The sequence below is a fragment of the uncultured Paraglaciecola sp. genome, from assembly GCF_913058035.1.
In the GTDB taxonomy this organism is placed as follows: Bacteria; Pseudomonadota; Gammaproteobacteria; order Enterobacterales; family Alteromonadaceae; genus Paraglaciecola.
This window is the reverse complement of record NZ_CAJXPA010000207.1, coordinates 1-6,387: the sequence shown is the minus strand read 5'-3', so window position 1 is coordinate 6,387 and position 6,387 is coordinate 1. Positions and strand designations below refer to the sequence as shown.

Sequence of the window (6,387 nt, the reverse complement as noted above, 5' to 3'; positions counted from 1 at the left end):
CTGTTGTAGTATCATCGACCTGCGTGCCTATTGTGCGTCTGTCATGGGCGACGGATACAGCACCCATGCCTGCGCCTATGATCAACCCGGCACAGCCTTGTAACAACAATGTCGCTGAGAGTATTAACGGTAAGTAGAAAGTATTTGATCTAAGCATGTATTACTCCTGAAAAATTTCAGGGAATAGACAGTTGTCTATCCCCTCGCAAAGGCTGTGTACCACTAAATAATGTACCTCTTGTATTCGTGAGGTGCGATTCGAAGGAACACGAATTTCCACGTCATGTTGGCTTAGAAATCCTGCCATTTTGCCTCCATCCATACCGGTTAATGCCACAATTGTCATGTCGCGACTAAGCGCCGCCTCCATCGCTTTGATGATGTTGTGTGAATTACCGCTGGTGGATATGACAAATAAGATATCACCCGCTTGACCTAATGCACTAACTTGTTTTGAATACACCTCATCAAACGTAAAATCGTTAGCTATTGATGATAACGTTGCCCCATCTGCAGTGAGTGCTAAAGCTGGCAGACTAGGCCTTTCACGTTCAAATTTGTTCAACAACAAAGATGAAAAGTGCTGGGCACTCACAGCCGAACCACCATTTCCACAACATAATATTTTGTTGCCGTTTATTAAGGCATTAACCATCATACATGTGGCGTTAGAAATGGGCTCAGGTAACAACTCAATTGAGGCAATTTTGATTTGAATACTTTCAGTAAAGTTTGCCTTAATGTTTTCTAACATAACACTCCTAATAAATTAATTGCTGCTCCTAGCAGCTTACGATTAAACACTTTTTAACCAATTGATATTTTGTTGTTGCCGACTTTTTCCCTCAATGCCCACCAAGTCGATTCTATGTGGGACAACACTGGGGTTAAAACCTCGCTCCTGCATATAGTGCATTACAGCAGATTCAAACTTACGCTTTTTACTCGCATGGAAAAACTCTATTGCAGAACCGTATTGATTCTTACTACGGAATTTTACTTCTACAAACACCAGTTCTTCTGTGTCTTGCATGATTAAGTCTATTTCACCTGTGCGACATCGATAATTTTGCATAATAAATATGAGACCTTGCTGTTCTAAGAAGGTTCTAGCTAAGTTTTCTGCTTCTCTGCCAATTAAAGGAGAGAGTGCCTGTTTAATCCATTGCAAGTAACTTTACTCGGTCTTGTACAACTTTAGCCCAAGGCAAACGTCTGTGTAAAACTCCATGTTCGTCAACATTGAGACTACCGGTGAGTCCACTGCTAGTGAGTTGGGGAAGTGTTTTTAATCGACGCAAATTTGGTAGCAAGTTATAAGCGTCGAAACCCATAGCGAACAACCTCATTAAGGTGCCTTGTTTTTGTGGCCAAAGTTGTGTTGTCTGCTTGGCAAGGTTCTGCCAATTATGATCGGGTAACATCCATGGCATATCTGTAAATGTGAGGTTACGTAAATCTCTAAGGTTATTGTTATTTAAATCTGAACTATAGCTACGCGAAGATGCAAATACTGAAAGTGATTTTCGAGCAAAAGGGCTAAGGCTAGCTTCGATAATAGGATTCAGCAACTGCGTTTGCTCAGGGTTGGCAAACAACACTATCGCATCAATATCTCGACGATTTCTTTCTACTCCAAATACTTCAACATCAGATAGTATCTCCATTTGTCTAATACGCTGTTTGCTTTGTGCAACATCCAACATTTCTGACACACGAATACGCATATCTTTGTTGTCGGTAAATATGATTAAGTCTGGCACAGTGGCATTAGGTGTCTTTTGCCAATTGGCAATAAACGTTTGTGCCATTCTTTGGGTTGTAGGGTTATCTGCTGCAAAAATAATGGGTCTAATCAATTGTTTTTGTTGCATATGCGATGCAAGTTGTTGTGCTTCATCTTCCGGTGCTAACGAAAAATAATAATGTTCAGGAGAAGGTAAGTTTGACTCTTCTAACATATTTACAACACCTGTTGTTGGCAATGTTGTATCTAATTCATCTCTTAAACGAGGTGATGTTTCGGTTCCCAATTGCACTCTGTTTAACGCTAAAATTATCTTGTCTTTGGGCAAAACCGCAGTCAATTCAGTAATTTTTTGTTTTACCAAAGGACCCAAAATTACATCAAAATCAGCTACTAATAAGTTTATTTGTTGCGACGTTTTTAATGCAGAATCAAAAAAACGGATCTCACGATATTCCTGGGGGTTGTTCTGAGTTGCGTAGTCGAGTAATCCGCTGTCATCGAAGAAGTTGTTTTGGCTTGGTTCTGTGCTTTGTGTGCTTTCAAGGTAAGCTGCTAGAATACCCTCTTTTATTGCTACACCCTGATTCGCAAGTCTGCCCGTTAAGGGCAATAATACTGCAATACGTTTTGCCTGAATTGGTGATTGTAGTAACGACTTTTCAATTTCTGCAGGTATATTGTTTACCAGTGGGTGTTCTAGATGCCTACTTTGCCAATCGATTAGCTGTTGGTTAAACAACTTCGGCTCTAATGCAAAACGTTTGATGATGATGGCAAGCTGAAGCCAAGGTTGCAGCTCAGGCTCTGATAGTCGCGCCTTTTCCAACTCAATTAAATCTAGTTTACTGATCCACCGCCAAGTAATTTTGCTTTTTTCAAGTGCTTCAAGATCAGTGCCTTGTAGCACTTTTGCCGCTGTTAGCCATTGCTTTTTGTTGACATGTATTTTTGTTTTCAATAAGGCTATCCGTCCTTGATAGCCATAAGTGTTGGAGATATTAAAGAGTATATTTTCGACTTTTTCTAATGTTTTGTCAGACAAAATTAAATAACATTCAGCTAAAATTATGCTTGCATGTGTGTAATGTCGATTGTCTTGTAACTCAGGCTTTAACACCTTAAGCATTTTAATGCTTTTATTACACTTTTGTTCGAATTTTAGGGCTTCTGCGGCTTGTATTAAGAAGTCATTACGTCGATATGCATCATAGTTTTGTTTGGCCTGGTTTAGGTAATAATGACTATCCTTCGTCACTTCTGTCACTTCTGTGACTTTGTTTACTTTTACGGTGGTATGTTGACCTTGCCGGTTAGGGTTGCTTGTACAGGAAAGCAAACATAAAATAGCGATACAAAATATAACAAACGTTCGAAAACTCATCGCTGATACCCTTAGAAGAAAGTACTTAATAGTTTATAGTAACGAATATAAATATCTAATGCTTTGTGAATAGGTTCATAGATAAAATTTATACTTAGCAAAACGTAGGTTATCGCTTTAATTTGGAGAATTTCAATTGATTGAATCAGGCACGTTATTTATCGTCGCCACGCCTATTGGCAACCTGGAAGACATCACACACAGGGCTCTGCGCATATTAGCTGAAGTCGATTTGATCGCAGCAGAAGATACTAGGCATAGTCAGCGCTTGTTACAACATTACGACATTTCGACGCGATTAACCTCGTTACATGACCATAATGAATCACAGCGGGCTAAACAGCTTATCGAAAAACTTAAACTAGGTGAAAATATCGCCTTGATTTCTGATGCGGGTACACCGCTCATAAGCGATCCGGGCTATGGTCTGGTCAGTCAATGCAGAGAGGCTGGTGTAAAAGTTGTGCCTTTACCAGGACCGTGTGCGGTTATTACCGCTTTATGTGCTGCTGGTTTAGCCACTGACAGATTCAAGTTTGAAGGGTTTTTACCTGTCAAAGCTGTGGCTAAGCAGCAGGCTTTGCAACGTTTATTAACCGAAACCAGTACCAGTGTTTTTTATGAGTCTCCCCGCAGAGTAGCAGGCACCGTCAAACAAATTGTAGCTGAGTTAGGTGAAGACCGACAAATGGTTGTGGCAAAAGAGCTCACAAAGACATTTGAAACGTTTTACTCAGGCAGTGCACAAGCATGCTTGACTTGGCTTGAAGCTGATGCAAATCATCAAAGAGGTGAATTTGTATTATTGATTGCGGGTCAAAAACAGGATCAAACCGATGTTTCAGCTGACGCACTAAATTTACTTAAATTGTTAATTAGAGAATTACCTCTTAAAAAAGCGGCTGCTGTGACTGCTGAGCAATATGGCTTAAAGAAAAATCAGCTATATCGACTGGGTTTAGAACTACAACTATGATATTACAATGCAAAACATTACCAATTTGGACGTTTTACATGTAGGTCTATGATATCACTGCATCGGGTTAGTCTGAGAATAACCAAAGAAGTACTATTTTAACATTTACAATGAGTCGAGTGAGCCTGCTTAGCAAGTGCAAGCGTCAAAACAAGCGCTGGATAAAGAAAGACGGCTTAATTTTTTAGATAAACGATTAAAAGGCAAAGGTTGCCTTAGAACACAACTTTGCAAGCGTAAGCTAGTTTCACAATTATTATTGATCATCAAAAGCCAGCACAAGACCTAATGATCACTACTGATTCAGCCCTTATGTCAACCAGCAGTGTTTTTTCAGCCTACTGCAACGTTGAATTGGCATAGGCGTTATCGTAAAAGGACATACGGTAGTTGACGGTATCGCAATATTAAAATATCGGGAATTAAAAATGGAAGAATGACTATGACTATAAGTGTTCGAACTAAACTGATGTGTGGCGAGTCAGGCAACACCAATTATAGTTATTTTGACCTCTGTAGTTAACAAAAAGTGATTTTGTTACTAATTATCCTCCAGGCTAATACGAACATTATTTTGGATGAGGTGGAAGATGCTATGATGAGCTCCTGTTGCCCAAATTTTTTTGAGTTATATTTTTCAATTGTGTTTATTTAGAATCGATTTCCATTTCTTAATCATTAACTAAAAACGGGTATGTTGTGAATAATCTAAGAGGTCAAGCTAACGTTTTTACCCCTACTATTATTGATGTTGAAGCCAGTGGTTTTGGATCGTTAAGTTATCCCATTGAAGTGGGTGTCATTGACCAGTCAGGTAAAAAGTTTTGTAGTTTAATTAAGCCTCAAAGTGATTGGACACATTGGGATTCACAAGCTGAATCACTGCATGGTATTAGTCGGCAGTTACTGGCTCAAAGAGGTTTACCTGTGCAGGAGGTTTGTTTGCAACTCAATACGTTTTTGATGGGGCAGATAATATATTCTGATGGATGGGTCGTGGATGACACTTGGCTAATTAAACTTTTTAACGCAGCTAAAATAGTGATGCAGTTTCATGTCAGTTCTTTGGAGATGATTTTAAACGAAACACAAATGTTACGATGGCATTCAACCAAAGATAGACTATTTCGACAAATGAAAGAGCCGCGTCACCGTGCTAGTAGTGATGCTGCGCTTATCCAAAATACGTTTGTGACAACTCAGCATCTATGTAATGTGTAAACTAATCGAAAAAAAAGGCTAATTAGTTTCTAGTTCCTCAATTTTCATCTACCTAGCACTAGCACTAGCACTTACGCTAACACTCTATTTGTTATCGACTCTTGGCAGCTACAGAGTGTCTGGTTAATCAAGGTTGTGCTAGCTGTTTATGCGTATCGCAAAGATGGCGTTTTAAAGAATATTCATCAGATTTGATACGCTTCATTGAAGCTAGTTGGTTGTATGTTTTGTGGGTTAATGCTGGCGATTATTGGGAAGTGTTTGTTAAAATAATAGTATAAGTTCAGCTGGTATTGATATGACAGATTTTATTGAAAAAACATACATCGAAGAACAGCTTATTGACGATATTGCTGGTGCTTTAGTGCAACAAGGATTCTGTCAATTGCTGCATTTTTTACCCAAGATACATGCTGATCAGTTGATGTATGAGGCAAAACGTCTAGCTTCAACTGAGTTTAAGCCAGCAAATATTGGTCGCAATGAGACTCAGCAATTCAATTCAAAAGTAAGATCGGACTCAACTTTGTGGTTAGAGGGCAATTCTGCTACTCAGCAGATATATTTAGACTGGATGGAGCAATTAAGAATAGGCTTGAATCGGCGACTATTTTTGGGGTTATTTGATTTTGAATGTCATTACTCACGCTATGCGAAAGGTGACTTTTATCAGCGTCATTTGGATACCTTTAAAGGGGATAAGTCAGGAGCAAAAAGTAACAGGGTGTTGAGTACCGTATTTTATTTGAACCCAGACTGGGTTAAAAATGATGGTGGAGAGTTACTTTTGTATGCTGATAAACAAGTATCACCTTTACTAATTGTGCCACCGTTATTTAATAGCTGTGTGATTTTTCTAAGTGATACCTTCCCTCATGAAGACCTTAACAGCTGTCTCGTATACACATCAGACGCGGCCGACGAAGAGGACAGTATAGATATCGGAAGTTGCCGTACACCCAAAAACAACAAAGACTATACATGACAACGATATAGCAGTATCAAAAACTATCCCGAACATTAGAATGACCTCGGCGACGTCTACTAGAGACCATACAG

At 39.2% G+C, this 6,387-nt stretch carries 6 protein-coding genes and 1 pseudogene; 3 read left to right on the top strand and 4 right to left on the bottom strand.

Annotated features, from left to right (window positions below):
- The 4 genes and pseudogenes from QZ562_RS21360 to QZ562_RS18460 form a co-directional block, all read right to left on the bottom strand.
- A pseudogene (locus tag QZ562_RS21360) lies at window positions 1-157 on the bottom strand (BON domain-containing protein); the annotation flags it as partial.
- A 3-nt stretch (window positions 158-160) separates the two neighbouring features.
- Entirely contained in the window at window positions 161-754 is a 594-nt protein-coding gene (locus tag QZ562_RS18470) for a phosphoheptose isomerase (protein ID WP_293763486.1), read from the bottom strand.
- 42 nt (window positions 755-796) lie between these two features.
- On the bottom strand, window positions 797-1,171 hold the full coding sequence (locus QZ562_RS18465) for a YraN family protein (RefSeq protein WP_293763485.1): 375 nt from the start codon (window positions 1,169-1,171) through the stop codon (window positions 797-799).
- Window positions 1,158-3,131 (bottom strand): penicillin-binding protein activator, encoded by a 1,974-nt coding sequence (locus QZ562_RS18460; protein ID WP_293763484.1) that lies wholly within the window; start codon window positions 3,129-3,131, stop codon window positions 1,158-1,160. Before QZ562_RS18460 ends, QZ562_RS18465 begins: the two co-directional genes overlap by 14 nt.
- Before the next feature lie 136 nt (window positions 3,132-3,267).
- Here QZ562_RS18460 and rsmI point away from each other — a divergent pair, with 136 nt between their 5' ends.
- The 3 genes from rsmI to QZ562_RS18445 all read left to right on the top strand — a co-directional run bounded on the left by rsmI (window position 3,268) and on the right by QZ562_RS18445 (window position 6,313).
- Window positions 3,268-4,107, top strand: coding sequence for a 16S rRNA (cytidine(1402)-2'-O)-methyltransferase (rsmI, locus tag QZ562_RS18455; RefSeq protein ID WP_293763483.1), 840 nt, complete (start codon window positions 3,268-3,270; stop codon window positions 4,105-4,107).
- A 699-nt stretch (window positions 4,108-4,806) separates the two neighbouring features.
- Window positions 4,807-5,328: a hypothetical protein gene (locus QZ562_RS18450; protein WP_293763482.1), complete on the top strand. Its 522-nt coding sequence runs from the start codon at window positions 4,807-4,809 to the stop codon at window positions 5,326-5,328.
- A gap of 298 nt (window positions 5,329-5,626) precedes the next feature.
- Entirely contained in the window at window positions 5,627-6,313 is a 687-nt protein-coding gene (locus QZ562_RS18445) for a 2OG-Fe(II) oxygenase (RefSeq protein ID WP_293763481.1), read from the top strand.
- The last annotated feature ends 74 nt before the right edge of the window (window positions 6,314-6,387 follow it).

Coding starts and splice junctions, on each gene's coding strand:
- QZ562_RS18470 (WP_293763486.1), bottom strand. CDS start 754: ATGTTAGAAAACATTAAGGCAAACTTTACTGAAAGTATTCAAATCAAA.
- QZ562_RS18460 (WP_293763484.1), bottom strand. CDS start 3,131: ATGAGTTTTCGAACGTTTGTTATATTTTGTATCGCTATTTTATGTTTG.
- QZ562_RS18445 (WP_293763481.1), top strand. CDS start 5,627: ATGACAGATTTTATTGAAAAAACATACATCGAAGAACAGCTTATTGAC.